A 16,764-nucleotide genomic window follows, 5' to 3' on the forward strand; every position below is an offset into this window, starting at 1 on the left:
ACGGGGTCACATACGGGAAACAAATGGACGTAAAGCTACGCCACCAGCGTTTCGACCCGGCGCTTCACCTCGTCCGAGGCGCGCGAGATCGAGTCGAAGGTCGAGGTGACGTGGCCCAGGCTGGCCTCGATCTCGCCTACCGCGCCGACAGCCGAGTGCATGTTGCCGGAGATTTCCGAGGTCACCGTGCTCTGCTGCTCCAGCGCCGAAGCGACGGCCACCACATTGTCGAGCACCGAGGTCATCTGCGAAATGACTTCATCGAGCGCGGCGGCGACATCGGAGGTGATGGTCTGCATCGAGGCGATTTCCTGCGCGATGCGGGCCGAGGACGAGGCCGACTGATTGGCCAGCGACTTGACCTCCGACGCCACGACGGCGAAGCCCTTGCCGGCTTCGCCCGCACGGGCGGACTCGATGGTGGCGTTGAGCGCCAAAAGGTTGATCTGGCTGGCGATGTCCTGAATGAAGATCACGACGCTGCCCATCGCGTCGGCGCTTTCGGTCAGGTGCCCGGCGGAGCTTTGCACGCGGCCCGTCGAGGCGAAGGCGGTTTCGACGGCCAGACGCGCCTGATTCATGTTCTGGGCGATCTCGTGCACGCTCTGGCGCAGTTCCTCGGCGGCGGCGACCGAATTGATGATCGATCCGGTCTCGGTCGAGGCCCCGGCGGCCCCGGCGACCATCTGGTTGGCGGTGACGATACGTGACACCACATCGCCCAGATCGGTGTTGATCTCCTGCGACAGGTGGTCGTTGCGCAGGCGCTTTTCGACCTCGGCGGTGGTGTCGACCGCGAACTTCACCACCTTCACAACCTTGCCGGCTTCGTCGATGATCGGGTTGTAGGTCGCCTGAATGTAGACGGGGCGGCTGCCCTTGGCGAGGCGCTTGAAATTGGCGGATTTATAATGCCCGGCGCGCAGGTCGGCCCAGAAGGCGGCGTAGTCGGGCGAGGCGACGTAGGAGGGCTCGCAGAACAGGCGGTGGTGCTGGCCGTCCAGTTCGTGCGCCGCATAGCCCATCACCTTGAGGAAGTTGGGGTTGGCGGTGAGGATCTGACCTTCCGGCGTGAATTCGATGATGGCCTGCGACTGACCCAGCGCGCGCATCTTGCCCGACGCGTCGATCTCGCTTTCCTTGGCGGCGGTGATGTCCGAGGCGCATTTGACGACCTTCACGACATTGCCGCGGCGGTCGCGCACCGGCGTGTAGGCGGCCTGAAGCCAGACGACCTGACCGTCGCGTCCGAAGCGGCGGAACTCGCCCGTCTTCGATTGCCCCGCCGCCAGATCGCTCCAGAAGCGTGCATAGTCCGGGGAGGCGGTATAGGCCGGATCGCAGAGAATGCGATGGTGCCGCCCGCGCAGTTCGCCGGCCGTATAGCCCGTCGCCTTGAGGAAGTTGTCGTTGGCGCTGAGGATGTCGCCCCTGGGCGAAAATTCGATGACGGCCATTGCGGCGTTCAGTGCGGCCAGTACGGCGTCGGAATCTTTGGGTGAGAAAAACATGGGTGCAGGTCCGATAGGTTAAGCGAATCCGGTCAGGTCGGCGTATCGAATCTGCCTCCGGGTAGATTAAAGAAACGATGGTATGGCAAAGGTTTCGTATACGAAATGATCTGCAATGGGTTGTTTTGAGCCATCTTCTGAAAATTTCGCGATTTTGTAACAAAAAGGCCGGCTCCCACCCCGAAGGTTCCCGCCCTTTTCACAGGTACGGGTTGCGTTACGTAAGGTAAAAGCAATCGATTTCATATCGTTATGCTTGTAAAAGGCCTGACCACTCTTCCGTAAACACTGTGACCCACGCGGCGTGTTCTCAGGTCCCGTTCGCAAAAAGGCCGTCCGGCACCCGGCGCAACGCCGGGCGCTGAACGGCGTCTGTTTTTTACGCGGTCGGGGCTTACTGCCCGATCTTGTCCAGATCGTAGGCGGCGTGAAGGGCGCGCACGGCCAGTTCGGTATAGGCTTCGTCGATCAGGACCGAGATCTTGATTTCCGAGGTCGAGATGACCTGGATATTGATGCCCTTGTCCGACAGGGCGCGGAACATGGTTTCGGCGACGCCCGTGTGCGAGCGCATGCCGACACCGACGATCGACACCTTGGCGACGTTCTCGTCGACCTTGATGGCGTCGAAGCCGATCTCGGCCTTGGCGGCTTCCATGATTTCGGCGGCGACCTTGGCGTCGCGGCGGCCGACGGTGAAGAGCTGATTGGCGTATTCGCCCGACCGCTTTTCCGACTGCACGATCATGTCGACATTGATGTTGGCGGCGGCCAGTTTAGAGAAGACGGCGGCGGAGACGCCGACCTTGTTCGGCAGGCCCAGCAGGGTGATCTTGGCTTCATCACGGCTGAAGGCCACGCCGGAAACAATATGCTTTTCCACGATTTCGTCCTCGTCGCACACGATGGTGCCCTGATCGATGTTTTCGCCGGGTTCGACGAATGAAGAGAGTACGCGCACCGGCACGCGCTGACCCATGGCCAGTTCGACCGAGCGGGTTTGCAGCACCTTGGCCCCCAGCGACGCCATTTCCAGCATTTCCTCAAAGGAAATCTTCTTCAGGCGGCGGGCCTTGGCTTCGACGCGCGGGTCGGTGGTGTAGACGCCGTCGACGTCCGTATAGATGTCGCAGCGGATGGCCTTGACGGCGGCGGCGACCGCCACGGCCGAGGTGTCGGAACCGCCGCGGCCCAGCGTGGTGATGCGGCCCGATTCCGTGACGCCCTGAAAGCCCGGCACGACGACGATCTGACCGGCGTCCAGCGCGGTTTCCAGCCTGGCCGGCGGGATGTCGAGGATGCGCGCCTTGCCATGCACGTCCGAGGTGATGATCGGCACCTGCCAGCCCATCATCGAAACGGCGTCGTAGCCCATATTGCGCAGCGTCATGCTCAGCAGTCCGGCGGTGACCTGCTCGCCCGAAGCCACGACCACGTCGTATTCGTCGTCGCCTTCGATGGCCTTGCCTGTCGCTTTACCCGCGCCGTCGGTCCAGGCGACCAGTTCGTTGGTCTTGCCCGACATGGCCGACACGACGACCGCCACGCGGTGACCGGCATCGAACTCGGCGGCCACCAGTCGGGCCGCCCTGCGGATGCGTTCGAGGTCGGCCATCGAGGTGCCGCCGAACTTCATCACGAGACGAGTCATTAATCCGTCTTTCTCTTCAAACAGTACAAGGACGTACACAAAAAATGCGCGCCCGCTTTACTGCCCGTGCGCGCCCCTGTGAAGCTTTTTTGCGAAAAAAGCGCATACGTAAGGTGCTTTTTGCGCTATTCCCTGCCTGAAACGGCTGTTTTCGGAGCGTGACATGACCAGAGCGGCAAAAAATCGAGCAAAATCAGTTGCAAATGAGACGGATTTGGCGGTGGCCGCCCCGGCCGGTCCCAGCATCGACGCCGAAGACGTGGCGCGCTTTTCGGCGCTGGCCGCCAGGTGGTGGGACCCCAAGGGCGAGTTCGCGCCGCTGCACAAGTTCAATCCCAACCGCGTGCGCTTCATCCGCGACACCTGCGTCGACCATTTCCTGCGCGACCCGCGCGCCGTCGCGCCCTTCGAGGGCCTCAGGCTCATCGATATCGGTTGTGGCGGCGGGCTGCTGTCCGAGCCGATGAAGCGCATGGGCTTCGACGTGACGGGCATAGACGCTTCGGAAAAGAATATCGGCACGGCTAAGGCTCATGCCGCCGAGGTCGGGCTCGATATCCGTTATCTGGCCCAGACGGTCGAGCAGGTCGTGGCGGGGAAGGAACCCGGCTTCGACGTAGTGCTGACCATGGAGGTCATCGAGCACGTCAACGACCCCGAAAGCTTCCTCAGGACCTGCGCCTCGCTGGTCAAGCCGGGCGGGTTGCTGTTCGTCGCCACGCTGAACCGCACGCTGAAGGCCCACGCGCTTGGTATTGTGGCGGCGGAATATGTGCTGCAATGGGTGCCCAAGGGCACGCACGACTGGACCAAGTTTCTCAAGCCGGAAGAGATCGAGGGTTTTTTGCAGGGCACGGGCCTGACGCCCGATCCGGCGGTCGGGGTGAGCTATAACCCCTTTACCGCGACATGGGCCCTTTCAAACGATACTTCGGTCAACTATATGATCGTCGCCCGGCGGGATCTGTTGTAGTTCCGCCGTTCCCCTCTCCCTTGAGGGAGAGGGTGCCCCTGAGGGGCGGGTGAGGGGGCGACTCCGCACCACCTCATTTCTGAACGCCCCCCTCACCCCGGCCCTCTCCCTCAAGGGAGAGGGGGAGGCTGTATATATGACCGACACTGACCTGACTCTCGTTTCCGCCTGGAAGGGCGCCCAGACCCGCCTCAAGGCCGCGAATATCGACTCACCCGCCATCGACGCCCGGCTGCTGCTGGAGGCGGCGACCGGCTTTACGCGCACCGACATCCTGACCGATCCGTACAAGCTGCTGACCGCCGGGCAGAAGGCGACGCTGGACGACTATCTGAGCAAGCGCGAAAAACGCATTCCGGTGGCGCGTATCCTGGGCCGCAAGGGCTTCTGGAAGCTGTTGTTCGACCTGACGCCCGCCGTGCTGGTGCCGCGTCCGGAGACCGAGTGCATCGTCGACATGATCCTCAAGACGACGGAGGAGGGGCAGGCCTTCACCCTGGCCGATCTCGGCGTCGGGTCGGGCGCCATTTTGCTGTCGGTCCTCAGTGAGCGTCCGGCGGCCAGGGGCCTCGGCACCGACGTGTCGGAAGAGGCGCTGGCCGTGGCGCGCGACAACGCCGCCAATCTGGGCCTCGCAGGGCGCGCGGCCTTCCTGCGCACCTCCTGGGCTTCGGGTCTGGCCGACGCCAGCTTCGATTTCGTCGCCTCCAACCCGCCCTATATCCGCAGCGACGTGATTCCGACGCTCGATCCGGAAGTGCGCGAACACGACCCGCATCTGGCGCTCGACGGCGGCGAATCGGGTCTGGACGCCTATATCGACATGATCCCCGAAGCCTTCCGCATTTTGAAGGCCGGCGGCACAGCGTGGATGGAAATCGGCTACGATCAATCGGCCGAGGTCGAGGCTTTGATGAAAAAGGCGGGCTTTTTCAATGTGGTGACCTTCAAGGACCTGTCGGATTTGCCGCGCATCGTGATCGGGCAAAAGCTGGTCATGCAATAATCGTGCACCGCACGCAGGCTTGAAAATCCGTCTGTTTCCGAAAATTTCTCTTGGAAACGGACGGATTTGGCGCTAACAGTGAAAATGTCTCACGCCATCATGGATTGATTGCCGGACGGTCTGACCGCTTCCGAGATCATGCACAGACGAAACGCTGTGCCCATAGGCGGAAACCTGAGCGCCTGCGTAGGGGGGCAAAGCCCGGTGCAGGCCACAGCGTGAACCCCTGAAAACGACACAAACACACCCGGCACTCCATTCAAGGCCCTGCGTCAAACAGCAAACAGGTCCTGCGGCACATAAACAGATTCGCCCCGCGCCCATGAATGCGGGGCCTTGCCTTAACGGTTACATCGCATGAAAGACTTTCGGGGTATGAAACGGCAACGCAGCCGTAATCGCAAACCCTCCGGTAATCAGAACAATCCCAATCGCGCCTACGAATCGAACGGGCCGGACGGGGCGAAGGTGCGCGGCAATGCGCAGACCATCTACGAAAAGTATCAGCAACTCGCCCGCGACGCCAATTCGTCGGGCGACCGCGTGCTGGCGGAGAATTATCTGCAGCACGCCGAGCACTATTTCCGCCTGATCCGTCAGATGCAGCCCCAGCGTCCGGTGTCGGAATTCCTGCAACGCGACCCCTTCTCAACGGGCTTCGACTTCGACGAGGATCTCGACGGCGAGCCGGTGGAAACGACCGAGGCCGAGGGCGATCAGCCCGAAGCCGAGGGTGGCGAAGGCGATCAGCCGCGCTATGAAAACCGTCGCGACCGTGACCGTAATGACCGGGACCGCAACCGCGACCGTGATCGCAATGATCGCGACCGTGATCGGGACCGGGGTGATCGTAACCGCGACCGCGACGACCGTAATGGCGACCGTAACGCCAATGCCGAGCGTGCGCCTAACGCTGATCGCGACAACGGCGACGACCGCCCCCGTCGCGAAAGCCGTCGTGAGCGTTACGAGCGCCGCCGCCAGCAACGTCTGACGGATCAGGAAGATACGGCCCCCAGCGGTCATATCGCGTCGACCGAACCTCTGGGTGCGGCGCCCGCTGCCCCCGAAGTGGCCGGTTTTGAAGTCGTGACGCCGCGAGCGACGCCGATCGCGCCGATTGCTGAAACACCTGCCGCTGAGGCGCAACCGGAGCCGCGTACGCGCGGCCGCCGCCGCAATGTGGAAGCCGAAGCACCGGCGGAGTCGCTTGGCGACAGCCACCTGCCGGCCTTCCTGCGCGTGCCGGTGCCTGCCGCCGCGCCGGAAGCCCCCGCTGCTGAGGTCGCTGCCGAAGAGGGCGAGGCCCCCAAGCGCCGCACCCGCCGCAAGAAGTCGGAAGAGGCCGAAGCCTGATCCCCTCTCCTCCCTGTTGCGTAGCAATGGGGAGGTGGCAGCCCGCAGGGGCGGAGGGGGCGTCGCAGACCTCACCTGATCAAAAGCGCTCCGGACCTTCCGGGGCGCTTTTTCTATGCTGTAGCTGCCCAGATATAGCTTAGGCGGATCGGGTAAGGTGCTGAGACGGATTTACCTTTTACAGGCTTGATGCCTGCCGCTGTCTCGAACAGGGGCACGGTTGCGGCGGCCAATGGGGCCAATGGGGTATTTGTCTCCGCCCGGCAGTCGCTCAGCTTCCCTGCCTCGTCGGCTATGCAGGTCAAATGGATCAGGCTTTGCGCCGGGATCGTCTCGTCGTTGAGCGCCTTGCCGGCTTCATCCATCGTTGGAAAATGAAGATAATCGATATCCACAAACCTGGCGGGCTTTTACATCGGTGGCTCAGGCGGCGTGCAGATACATGTTTGCGGGAGATTGCGACTTGCCGGAAGGGTTGCCGGTGGTGGGGGCAGGTCTATGGCAATGGCACATTCGTCACAGCCCTTTAAAGCGGGCGCATATAACAGGCTGCGCAAATCAGGCAGGGTGGAAAGATTGAACACGGCCAATCCATGCACTGCCAGCGCAATCGCAGTGGCAAGAAACAGTTCAATGCCGGATGAACCTCGCGCTCCAACCTTCATTGCGTTGTGCCCGTCCACGAATAACGCACGCGCAGATAATACGGCCGCTCTGCGATGCTCAGTCTTCTGGTGATCGCATGGCGCTCGAACAGCGTTTCCGTGGCCCGAGCCAGCGTGGCGTTTGCATCGTCTGATATGCAGTTCTTAAGGCGTCCGCGCGGTGCAGGCTCGCAGGTGACTTCGATGGTCGCATCCAGCCTGTTCGGAACCGGGCCTAATATCTGTCCGGCTTCCGCGGACAGGGCCGGATGTTCGGTAAACGGCCGCATAGGCATTCATACCCGTGCACTCCCTGTGCTTAGCATTGCAAAGTATCGTGCTTTCGCATTTTGGCAAGTGACCTTACTCCCCTTGTCTCTGTCCCTTGTTTGCTTTAATCGCGCAGCATGACCGAAAATGCTCCCAATCCCGCCGAATTTACCGAATTTCGTCCTGAGGCCCGTGCGCCGCGCGGCTTCGCCGACAAGCGCGCTTCGCAGATCGCCGTCGAGCGCCGTCTGATCTCGAAAGTTTCGGAAGTCTACGAATCCTTCGGCTTCGAAGCGCTGCAAACCTCGGCCTTCGAATATGCCGACGCGCTGGGCAAGTTCCTGCCCGACGCCGACCGTCCGAATGTCGGCGTCTTCTCGTTGCAGGACGACGATGATCAATGGATGGCCCTGCGCTACGACCATACGGCGCCGCTGGCGCGTTTCGCGGCGCAGAACTGGGAGACCCTGCCCAAGCCGTTCCGCCGCTACGCCTTCGGGCCGGTGTGGCGCAACGAAAAGCCGGGGCCGGGCCGTCTGCGCGAATTCATGCAGTGCGACGCCGACACGGTGGGCACCGATCGTCCGGAAGCCGATGCCGAGATCATCGCCCTGGCCGTGGCCGGGTTCCGCGCCAATGCCCTGCCGACCGTGCTCAAGATCAATAACCGCAAGCTGCTCAACGGTCTTCTGACCGCGCTGGGGGCCGATACGCCGGCGCAGCAGATGGGCGTGCTGCGCGCCATCGACAAGCTGGACCGACTGGGCCTCGAAGGCGTCGAGCTGCTGCTGGGCGGCGGGCGCAAGGACGAGTCGGGCGACTTCACCAAGGGCGCGGGCCTGAACGATCAGGCTATCGCTGCAGTTCTGGGCTTCGTCGCCGCGGGCCGTGACGCGACGGGCGGTCAGGCCGAGCGCGGCGCGGTGCTGGAAAAGCTGGCCGCCGTGCTGGCCAATTCGCCGGAAGGACAGGCGGGTCTTGAGGACCTGTCGCGCATCTCCGCGGCGCTGGCCGGGCTGGGCGTGTCCGAAGCCGAGGCCATTTTCGATCCGTCGATCGTGCGGGGCCTGGAATATTATACCGGCCCGGTGTTCGAGGCCGAACTGCTGATGGAAACCCGCGACGAAAAGGGCAACCTTGTGCGCTTCGGCTCGGTCGGCGGTGGCGGACGTTATGACGACCTCGTGGCGCGCTTCACCGGCGAACGCGTGCCGGCGACCGGTTTCTCGTTCGGCGTGTCGCGTCTGGCGGCCGCCTTGTCGCTCGCTGAAGACGGCGCGTTGCAGCCCGTGCGCGGCCCCATCGTCATCATCGCCTTCTCCGAATCGGACATGGGGGCCTATTTCAAACTGGCTGCGGACATCCGTGCGGCGGGCCTCGCGGCGGAGGTTTATCTCGGCCGTTCGGGCATGAAGGCGCAGATGAAATATGCCGACCGCCGTTTATCCCCAGCCGTCGTCATGCTGGGGGGCGACGAACTGGCAAATGATACCGTTACCATCAAGGATCTGGATCAGGGCCGTTTATTGGCGGCTCAAATTACGGATAACAAGGAATGGCGCGAAGCCCGTCCGGGCCAGGTAACATTGCCCCGCGCGGAAGCGATCAACCATCTGAAATCCATTGTAAATTCGTGATATATTTACCTTGCGTCAGCAATGACATCGTTGTCAGAAAAATTAACGATCTTTATGGATTTTTGACAAAACCGCGTTCCGGTTAAATATTTTTGACGCTTGGCGATAAAAGCGTTGACACGGGCACAAAAAAGCTGTTTTCTCCGTCTCAAGAGAACAGAACTTCGCCAGAGAGATGAAGTCAGTTCCCGGCGTTTCGGGGAGGAAACGCCTGCTTAACAAGGAAAGAGGCCCGGCATTGATTATCCCCCATGCCGGGCCTCTTTTCGTTTGCCGTCCCAGAACCGGGACACCTCGGTTTTGACGAAGGCGTCAATTTCTCTCAATCATTTGTTAAGATCGTTGCAGGCGGCGCGGACCAGCCAGCGAATCTGCTGCGCCAGCGCCTGAGGCGGCACGGCGATAAGACGTTCCTCCAGCCCGACGAAGACGATGCCGTGCACGGCCGAGAACAGGGTGCGCGCGACCAGCACCCGGTCTTCGTCCGACGCCTGGGGCATCAGGGCCGTCATCGGCGCGCTCATATGGCGGAACAGGCCGAGCTGCGCCTGAACATTCCATTCGGGCAGGGCGGGGTTTTTCAGCCGCATCTCGAACAGGGCGCGCCAGAGCTGAAGATTCTGCCGCGCGAAGTCGTAATAGGCCAGCGCGATGCCTTCCAGCACCTGTGCCGGCTGATCGGCGGGCACGGACGCCGCCCCGGCCTCCAGCGCCGCGTCGAGGCGGGTCATGGTACGCTGCGCCAGCCGCAGCATCAGGTCGTCCATGTCGGCGACGATATTATAAAGCCCCCCCAGCGCCACGCCGATATCGGCCGCCAGATCGCGCGCCTTCAACGCGCCGACGCCCTCTTCGCAGATACGCTTTTCGGCGGACTGCATCAGGGCTTCGAACTGGGCTTCGCGGCGGCGGGCGGTGGCGGTCGGGGCCATGAACACTCTCGGTCAGAACATTTTCGTAAAAAATTTGAACATCGTTCATTTTTATATTGAACGATGTTCAAATCTGTGCGATATCACAATTGTGAACGGCGTTCATAGCACATCGTGTCCCCACGCGAAAGCGCTGTTCACGGATGTGACCGGAATACCCCGGGGGCGGGGCTCCGGTCATGAGGGGAAAGGGCGGGGCCGGTGTCCCCCGGTTCCGCCCATACCTCTTGCAAGGCTTCACGCGCGGGCTGTTCAGGGCGCGGTTATCTAAGCGCATCCCAAAAAGTGTGAAGCGGTTTTTGGATTCGGATGCGCGTTCTTATCTACGAAGAGGATATGTCGTCATGGTTCGTTTTAAGTCTTCCTCGCGCACGATGATGGTTCTGGGTGGCGCTCTCGCCTTTGCGCCTCTGGTGATGATCTACATCGTGCTGGGTCAGGTGCAGCACGGCGTGTCCTACGCTAACGAGATGGCCGGTCACTTCACCCGCTATCAGTTTCAGGCCGAGATCGGCGGCTTCCTTCTGGCGATAGGCGCTGTGCTGCGAATCGCCGGTCTGTGCTTTACGAAACGCGATTAAGGCCGGATTGTCAAAAAACGGACCCGGATAATGAAAAGCCCCCCGGCGCGAACCGGAGGGCTTTCAGGTGGAGATTTGCGGTTGCGCCGCCCTCTCCACCGCTTCGCGGTCCCCCTCCCCATGCCTTCGGCATAGGGAGGAGAAGACATTACCAGATGCGGACGCGGTCTTCCGGCTTCAGGTAGTATTTGCCGCTGGTGACGCCGAACGTCTTATACCAGTCGTCGATATTGCGCATCGGGCCGATGACGCGGAATTCCGCTGGCGAATGCGGATCGGAGACGACCTGCTGACGGATGGCGTCTTCGCGGTACTTCGAGGCCCAGACGCCAGCGAAACCGAAGAAAACGCGCTGATCGCCGGTGAAGCCGTCCAGCACCGGGCCGCCGTCCGGATGCGACAGGCGATAGGCGGTCAGGCCCATCAGCACGCCGCCCAGATCGGCGATGTTTTCGCCCATGGTCAGGCCGCCCTGCACCTTGGCGCCGGGGACCGGTTCATAGGTGTCGTACTGTTCGCCGAAGACCTTGGCCTTGGCGTCGAACTTGGCGGCGTCCTCGGACGTCCACCAGTCGCGAAGGAAGCCGTCGCCGTCCGATTTGCGGCCCTGATCGTCGAAGCCGTGGGTGATTTCGTGGCCGATCACGCCGCCAATGGCGCCGTAATTGACCGCCGGATCGGCCTTCGGGTCGAAGAAGGGCGGCTGCAGGATGGCGGCGGGGAAGACGATCTCGTTACGCGTGGAGGAATAGTAGGCGTTGACGGTCTGCGGCGTCATACCCCATTCCAGCGGGTCCACCGGCTTGTCCAGCTTGTTCAGGCTGTCGGCCCAGTCGAACTGCGCCGAACGGACGACGTTGCCGAACAGGTCGCCGGCCTTGATCTCCAGCGCCGAATAGTCTTTCCACTTGTCCGGATAGCCGATCTTGACGCCGAACTTGCCGAGCTTTTCGTGGGCCCTGGTCTTGGTTTCGGCGCTCATCCAGTCGAGGCCGTCGATGCGCTTGCCCATGGCGGTCTTCAGGTCGCCGACCAGCTTTTCCATCATGGTCTTGGATTCGGCGGGGAAGTAGCGTTCGACATAGGCCTTGCCGAGCGCTTCGCCCAGAGCGCCTTCGGTCACCGAGATCGAGCGCTTCCACAGCGGACGCTGCGCCTTGGCGCCGGCCAGGTCGCGCGAATTGAATTCCCACGCGCGGTTGGAGAAGCGTTCCGACAGGTAGGGGGCGGCCTCGTTGACCGTCTTGAAGGTTTCCCACGCCTTGAGGGTTTCCAGCGGCGTGTCGGCGAAGACCTTGGCGATCTTCGGGAAGGCCGTGTTCTGGGCGACGACGATCTTCCTGGCCTTGTCGAGTTTGGCGGCCTTGAAGAAGGTCGGGAAGTCGAAACCGGGCGCGAAGGCGGCGATTTCCTTTTCCGTCATCGGGTTATAGGTCTTGTCGTCGTCGCGGCTTTCGATGCGCGTCCACGACACCTTGGCGATTTCGGTTTCAAACGCCACGATGGCGGCGGCGGTTTTGGCCGCGTCGGGATAGCCGACCATGCGCAGGATGTCGGTGACATAGGCCTCGTAAAGGGCCTTCTTGTCCTTGAAATTATCTTCCAGATAGTAGTTGCGGTCCGGCAGGGTCAGGCCCGACTGGAACATGTAGAGGATGTTGATGTTCGGGTTCTTCTGGTCGTCATAGATGGCCGGGGCGAAGATGGACGAACCGAACTGACCCATGGTGCTGCCCATATAGGCCGCCATTTCCGTCTTCGACCTGATGCCGCGGATCTTGACGAGCGTTGGGGCCAGGGGCGCGATATCGAGCGTATTGCGCGCCTTCTGATCCATCATCGAATTGTACAGGTCGGCGATCTTCTGCTCGTCGCCGCTCAGGTTCGTCTTGGCCGACAGGTCGTCGATGATCGCCTTCAGGCGGTTGTCCGACAGGTTGCGCAGAGCCACGAACGCGCCGTAGGACGTGCGGTCCGCCGGGATTTCGATGGCGTCGACGGCCTTGCCATTGGCGTAGCGGAAGAAGTTGTCGCCGGGATTGACCGAGGTGTCCATGCCCGCAATGTCGAAGCCCCAGGTGCCGAAGGTCTTGGCGACGGTCGAAGTCGCATCGGCGCTGCCGCCGCTGGTGGCATCGGCGGTGAGGCCCAGCGCGTCGAGGGAGGTCAGGCTTTGTTGAAAGCAGTGCTCATCGAGGCAGGCGCGTTCACCGGCAAAAGCAGGCGCGGCCAGAGCGACCGCGAGGGCGGTGCCGGCGAAAATTCGATAGTGTGGACGCATAGTCATATCCGTACAGTTGCGGGATTTTTGGTTGTCAGATGGGTTCATTTGCAACGAAGCGGCACCATGGCGCATTTTTTGGCCGGCGTCTCATAAATTTTCTTTCATATTCCCGTGGCATGGGTCACCTTGCCGGATAAGGGAAATCGATTGTTTTTGACGAGGGAAAATCGCCTTGGTGACGAATCTGCTGCCTGAGGGCAGCGCGCAACACGTGGCCCATGCGGGCACATCGTCGTCGGGGATCGCCTTTCTCATCGCGGCGGCGGTGTTCGTGCCCTTCTTCCAGCGCTTCCGCGTGTCGCCGGTGCTGGGTTTCCTGCTGGTCGGCGCGCTGCTGGGGCCGTTCGGGCTGGGCCGGCTGGAAGACTTCATTCCGTTCGTCTCCGTCTTCACCATTTCGCAGACCGAAGACGTGCGGCAGCTTGCCGAGCTGGGTGTGGTCTTCCTGCTGTTCTCCATCGGGCTCGAACTGACCTGGGAACGCCTGAAAGCCTTGCGGCGCATGGTGTTCGGGTTGGGCGTGTTTCAGATCGTCCTCTGTGCGGCCCTGCTGACCGGGCTGTTCCTCCTTATCGGTCGCAGCCTCGGCGGCGCGGTGGCGGTGGCCATGGGATTGGCCCTGTCCTCGACGGCCATGGTCATGCCGGTGCTGGCCGAGCGCAAGCGGCTCAATTCACCGACGGGCCGCAGCGTTTTCGCCGTGCTGCTGGCGCAGGATCTGGCCGTGGCCCCGATCCTGATCACCGTCGTTGTGCTGGCTTCGGGCACTGAGTCCTTCGGCATCAGCGGGCTTCTGGCGCTTATTCCGGCGGTGTTCGCCATGGCGCTGCTGGTCATCGGGGGTCGTCTTCTGCTGCGGCCCCTGTTCCGCTCGGCAGCGATGGCCAAGAGCGCCGAGCTGTTCATGGCGGCCTGTTTCCTCGTCGTGCTGGTGTCCGGGCAACTGGCGGTCTGGGCCGGGCTGAGCATGGGGCTGGGGGCCTTTATCGCGGGTGTGCTGCTGGCCGAAACTGAATACCGGCGCGAGATCGAAATGATGGTCGAGCCGTTCAAGGGCCTGCTGCTGGGCCTGTTCTTCGTTACGGTCGGTGCGCGCCTCGACTTCGCGGCGGTGATGTCCGAGCCGGTGCTGGTGCTGGGCCTGACGCTCGGCCTGATCCTCATCAAGGTCGCCGTCGTCGCGCCGCTGGCGCGCGGCTTCGGCATGAGCTGGCGCGGCGCGCTGGAAGCGGCGCTGGTGCTGGCGCCCGCCGGGGAGTTCGCCTTCGTCATCATCGACGAGGCGGTGGGGCGCAAGCTGGTGCCGGTGGGCTTCGGTCACGCCGTCATCGTCTCGGCGATTGTCAGCATGTTCCTTGTGCCGGTTCTGGCGGCCTTCGGCGCGCGCTTCAACCGCAAGACGGCGGCCGCCGAGGCCGAAACGACGGTCGCGCCGGCGCAGATTTCCGAGCAGGTCGACGTGCTGGTCGTCGGTTACGGGCGCGTGGGCGAACTGGTCGCCGACATGCTGCGCCGGCATGACATCTCCTTCGCCGTGATCGACGCCAATGCGCGGGTCACCTCACGGGCGCGCAAGAGTGGGGTCGAAGCCTGGTACGGCGACGCCTCGCACCCGGACATGCTGCATCGCATGGGCATCGACAATGTGCGCGCCGTGGTCGTCACCGTGTCGAACGCCGCCTTTACCGACACCGTGGTCGCCGCCGTGCGTCAGGTGCGTCAGGACGTCGGCCTGATCGCTCGCGCCCGCGATGCGCGACACGCCGAAAAGCTCTATGAGCTGGGGGTCACCGACGCCGTGCCGGAAACCATCGAAGCTTCGCTGCAACTGGCGGAAAATACGCTGGTCGATCTGGGCGTGCCGATGGGTCTGGTGCTGGCCTCGGTGCACGAAAAGCGCGACGAGTTCCGGCAGGACATGCTCAAATACGCCCCCGACGGTCGCGTGCCGCGTATCCTGCGCAGCACGAAACGCAGCGTCAAGGCGGTGGAGGGGTAGGCCCTCTGACAATTATAAAAGACGGGGATGGACTATGCGGCAGGTGTTGAAGACAGCAGGGGCCTGGCTCTGTGCGGTTCTGGCGTTCGGGTTGGTAACGGCTCACGCCGCTCCGGCTTCACAGGGTTTCAAGTGGCCCAAAGGGAAGCAGGCGGCTATCGTCCTCACCTATGACGATGGCCTCAAATCGCATCTGGACGTCGCCATTCCTCAGTTGAACGCCGCCCGGATCAAAGGCACCTTTTTCCTCAATGGGTCCGAAATGACGCCCGCAGAGATGGTGCGGTGGCGCGTCGCTGACAAGGCCGGGCACGAACTCGGCAATCATTCTCTGTTCCATCCCTGTCCGCGGACCATATTGCCGAACCGCGAGCGCTACGCGACCGAGACCTACGATGTGGACGGCATGATGCGGGAGGTTTCGGCCATGAACAGTCTGCTGTTCGGGATCGACGGTCGCCGGGTCCACACCTACGCCTATCCCTGCAGTCAGTCTCTCGTCGGCGGGAACGATTACGTGCCGGCCATGCGCCAGTCAGGTCTTGTCAAATACGCACGGACCGGCGGCGATCCTTACAAGTCTGTGGTGGTCAATTTCGCCGATCTCGATATCTATAACGTGCCCAGCAACGGGCCGGTCGACAGCCCTTCGGGGGCGACCTTGATCGAATATGCCGAGCGGGTGCGCGCGGCCGGTGGTTTGGGCGTGCTTCAGTTCCACGGCGTGGGCGGGGACTATCTGGAGGTTTCGGCCGAGGCGCATCAGGCGCTGGTGACCTATCTGAAATCCCATCCTGACATCTGGGTCGTGACGTTTCAGGAGGCCATGGATTACGTCGTTGCGCACAGGTGAAGTGTAGACAAGACGACGGAGGAGAAGACTGCATGACCGAATATAGCTTCGATCTGAATAACGGGGATAAATCGGACGCAGACGAATGCGCCTTTGAAGCGAACTGATCCGTTCCGTTACTGCGGCGGAGGTGTCTTACAGTCCAATGTCAGCGGTGGACGTGATTAAGCAAAACGCAGGCTAAGATGTCCGTGCTTTCCGTGTTTTCCGTGGTTCCAATCGGCAAGGCACAAGCGCGTTCCGCCGTTATTTTTTTAACCACGGAAAACACGGAAAGCACAGACGTAAATCAGTCCGCCTGACGATGCGCTTCCAGCCGATCACGCAAGGAATCGATCTCGGCAAAGAAGCGCTTGCGGATTTCGGACGCGAACGGATTATCGCGCTCGATCGACATGAACAGCTCGTCCGAGTCGCCCTGCACCAGACCCACGCCCTGCATCATCAGGTCGTAGGAGCGCGTGGTGTGGACGCGCGGCAGGGGCTCAAGACCGCTCAGCACCTTGGCGATCATGTGCGTCAGGCCCTGCACGGCGGCCAAGGCGCGGTCGTGGATTTCCGGCGTCGCCATCGACACCTTCAGGTCCAGCGTCTTTTCGAGGAAGCGCACGATGGGGCTCAGGTGGCGCACCCGCACCGGGCAGACGACGATTTCCATGTCGTGGATGCCGTAGCGCGCTGATTGCGGGCCGAACAGCGGATGGGTGCACAGGATCGATACCTGCGGCGGCAGGACTTCCTGCAGCCAGGCGGCGGGCTTGACCTTGACCGAGCCGACATCGATGACGAGGCCATTGAGCGGCACGTGCGGCGCGATCTGTGCGGCCAGCGCCTTCAGCGTGCGGATCGGCGTGGCGAGGATCACCACCTTGCAGGCGGCGGCCTCTTCCAGCGACACCAGCGAGACATTGTGGCGTTTGGCGTAGGCCTTGGCTTCTGGGGAGGGGTCATAGGCCCGGATGTCGAAATAGGGCGCGAGGTGGCGCACAATCAGCCGCCCGAAGGCGCCCAGTCCGAACAATCCGAGTTTATGTACCTTTTTCACTGTCTTGCGCCGCGGGTCTGGT

Annotated in this window: 14 protein-coding genes; 7 read left to right on the forward strand and 7 right to left on the reverse strand. The window is 62.3% G+C overall.

Annotated features, from left to right (window positions below; translation table 11 throughout):
• Positions 1 to 35: 35 nt before the first annotated feature.
• Together LH365_RS02380 and LH365_RS02385 are read right to left on the reverse strand one after the other, a co-directional pair.
• Positions 36 to 1,511, reverse strand: a complete 1,476-nt coding sequence (locus tag LH365_RS02380) for a PAS domain-containing methyl-accepting chemotaxis protein (protein ID WP_226744615.1) — start codon at positions 1,509 to 1,511, stop codon at positions 36 to 38.
• A 394-nt stretch (positions 1,512 to 1,905) separates the two neighbouring features.
• The gene (locus tag LH365_RS02385; protein ID WP_226744616.1) at positions 1,906 to 3,162 is read right to left on the reverse strand and encodes an aspartate kinase; all 1,257 of its coding nucleotides are present in this window, start codon (positions 3,160 to 3,162) and stop codon (positions 1,906 to 1,908) included.
• Between the two features lie 214 nt (positions 3,163 to 3,376).
• On the opposite strand from LH365_RS02385, the gene ubiG reads away from it, so the two are divergent.
• The 3 genes from ubiG (at position 3,377) to LH365_RS02400 (ending at position 6,497) form a co-directional block, all read left to right on the forward strand.
• Positions 3,377 to 4,135 carry a bifunctional 2-polyprenyl-6-hydroxyphenol methylase/3-demethylubiquinol 3-O-methyltransferase UbiG gene (ubiG, locus tag LH365_RS02390; protein WP_370639733.1) on the forward strand — a complete coding sequence of 253 codons (759 nt, stop codon included), beginning with the start codon at positions 3,377 to 3,379 and terminating at the stop codon, positions 4,133 to 4,135.
• 136 nt (positions 4,136 to 4,271) lie between these two features.
• The gene (prmC, locus tag LH365_RS02395; RefSeq protein ID WP_226744618.1) at positions 4,272 to 5,141 is read left to right on the forward strand and encodes a peptide chain release factor N(5)-glutamine methyltransferase; all 870 of its coding nucleotides are present in this window, start codon (positions 4,272 to 4,274) and stop codon (positions 5,139 to 5,141) included.
• 375 nt (positions 5,142 to 5,516) lie between these two features.
• Positions 5,517 to 6,497, forward strand: coding sequence for a DUF4167 domain-containing protein (locus tag LH365_RS02400; protein ID WP_226744619.1), 981 nt, complete (start codon positions 5,517 to 5,519; stop codon positions 6,495 to 6,497).
• Positions 6,498 to 6,610: 113 nt separating this feature from the next.
• On the opposite strand, the gene LH365_RS02405 is transcribed toward LH365_RS02400, so the two are convergent.
• Together LH365_RS02405 and LH365_RS02410 are read right to left on the reverse strand one after the other, a co-directional pair.
• Positions 6,611 to 6,892 (reverse strand): hypothetical protein, encoded by a 282-nt coding sequence (locus LH365_RS02405; RefSeq protein WP_226744620.1) that lies wholly within the window; start codon positions 6,890 to 6,892, stop codon positions 6,611 to 6,613.
• 266 nt (positions 6,893 to 7,158) lie between these two features.
• Positions 7,159 to 7,431 carry a hypothetical protein gene (locus tag LH365_RS02410; protein ID WP_226744621.1) on the reverse strand — a complete coding sequence of 91 codons (273 nt, stop codon included), beginning with the start codon at positions 7,429 to 7,431 and terminating at the stop codon, positions 7,159 to 7,161.
• A gap of 117 nt (positions 7,432 to 7,548) precedes the next feature.
• On the opposite strand from LH365_RS02410, the gene hisS reads away from it, so the two are divergent.
• The gene (gene hisS / locus LH365_RS02415; protein ID WP_226744622.1) at positions 7,549 to 9,048 is read left to right on the forward strand and encodes a histidine--tRNA ligase; all 1,500 of its coding nucleotides are present in this window, start codon (positions 7,549 to 7,551) and stop codon (positions 9,046 to 9,048) included.
• Positions 9,049 to 9,374: 326 nt separating this feature from the next.
• On the opposite strand, the gene LH365_RS02420 is transcribed toward hisS, so the two are convergent.
• On the reverse strand, positions 9,375 to 9,980 hold the full coding sequence (locus tag LH365_RS02420) for a TetR/AcrR family transcriptional regulator (RefSeq protein WP_226744623.1): 606 nt from the start codon (positions 9,978 to 9,980) through the stop codon (positions 9,375 to 9,377).
• Between the two features lie 344 nt (positions 9,981 to 10,324).
• On the opposite strand from LH365_RS02420, the gene LH365_RS02425 reads away from it, so the two are divergent.
• Positions 10,325 to 10,561 carry a hypothetical protein gene (locus tag LH365_RS02425; RefSeq protein ID WP_226744624.1) on the forward strand — a complete coding sequence of 79 codons (237 nt, stop codon included), beginning with the start codon at positions 10,325 to 10,327 and terminating at the stop codon, positions 10,559 to 10,561.
• Between the two features lie 148 nt (positions 10,562 to 10,709).
• Here LH365_RS02425 and LH365_RS02430 read toward each other — a convergent pair whose 3' ends face one another.
• The gene (locus LH365_RS02430; protein ID WP_226744625.1) at positions 10,710 to 12,842 is read right to left on the reverse strand and encodes a M13 family metallopeptidase; all 2,133 of its coding nucleotides are present in this window, start codon (positions 12,840 to 12,842) and stop codon (positions 10,710 to 10,712) included.
• A gap of 175 nt (positions 12,843 to 13,017) precedes the next feature.
• Between LH365_RS02430 and LH365_RS02435 the strand changes: the two genes are divergently transcribed.
• Both LH365_RS02435 and LH365_RS02440 read left to right on the forward strand, forming a co-directional pair.
• Entirely contained in the window at positions 13,018 to 14,844 is a 1,827-nt protein-coding gene (locus LH365_RS02435) for a cation:proton antiporter (RefSeq protein WP_370639734.1), read from the forward strand.
• Between the two features lie 34 nt (positions 14,845 to 14,878).
• A complete protein-coding gene (locus LH365_RS02440) occupies positions 14,879 to 15,697 on the forward strand; it encodes a polysaccharide deacetylase family protein (RefSeq protein ID WP_226744626.1) in 819 nt (272 codons plus the stop codon).
• A gap of 289 nt (positions 15,698 to 15,986) precedes the next feature.
• Here the strand turns inward: LH365_RS02440 and LH365_RS02445 are convergent, their stop codons facing one another.
• On the reverse strand, positions 15,987 to 16,742 hold the full coding sequence (locus LH365_RS02445; RefSeq protein ID WP_226744627.1) for a prephenate dehydrogenase/arogenate dehydrogenase family protein: 756 nt from the start codon (positions 16,740 to 16,742) through the stop codon (positions 15,987 to 15,989).
• Positions 16,743 to 16,764: the final 22 nt, after the last annotated feature.

This window comes from Asticcacaulis sp. AND118, from assembly GCF_020535245.1.
Lineage (GTDB): Bacteria > Pseudomonadota > Alphaproteobacteria > Caulobacterales > Caulobacteraceae > Asticcacaulis.

Bases quoted from the DNA above. Each gene is read 5' to 3' on its own strand.
- LH365_RS02380 (WP_226744615.1), bottom strand. From the start codon at position 1,511: ATGTTTTTCTCACCCAAAGATTCCGACGCCGTACTGGCCGCACTGAAC.
- LH365_RS02385 (WP_226744616.1), bottom strand. From the start codon at position 3,162: ATGACTCGTCTCGTGATGAAGTTCGGCGGCACCTCGATGGCCGACCTC.
- prmC (WP_226744618.1), top strand. From the start codon at position 4,272: ATGACCGACACTGACCTGACTCTCGTTTCCGCCTGGAAGGGCGCCCAG.
- LH365_RS02400 (WP_226744619.1), top strand. From the start codon at position 5,517: ATGAAACGGCAACGCAGCCGTAATCGCAAACCCTCCGGTAATCAGAAC.
- LH365_RS02410 (WP_226744621.1), bottom strand. From the start codon at position 7,431: ATGCGGCCGTTTACCGAACATCCGGCCCTGTCCGCGGAAGCCGGACAG.
- hisS (WP_226744622.1), top strand. From the start codon at position 7,549: ATGACCGAAAATGCTCCCAATCCCGCCGAATTTACCGAATTTCGTCCT.
- LH365_RS02420 (WP_226744623.1), bottom strand. From the start codon at position 9,980: ATGGCCCCGACCGCCACCGCCCGCCGCCGCGAAGCCCAGTTCGAAGCC.
- LH365_RS02425 (WP_226744624.1), top strand. From the start codon at position 10,325: ATGGTTCGTTTTAAGTCTTCCTCGCGCACGATGATGGTTCTGGGTGGC.
- LH365_RS02430 (WP_226744625.1), bottom strand. From the start codon at position 12,842: ATGCGTCCACACTATCGAATTTTCGCCGGCACCGCCCTCGCGGTCGCT.
- LH365_RS02440 (WP_226744626.1), top strand. From the start codon at position 14,879: ATGCGGCAGGTGTTGAAGACAGCAGGGGCCTGGCTCTGTGCGGTTCTG.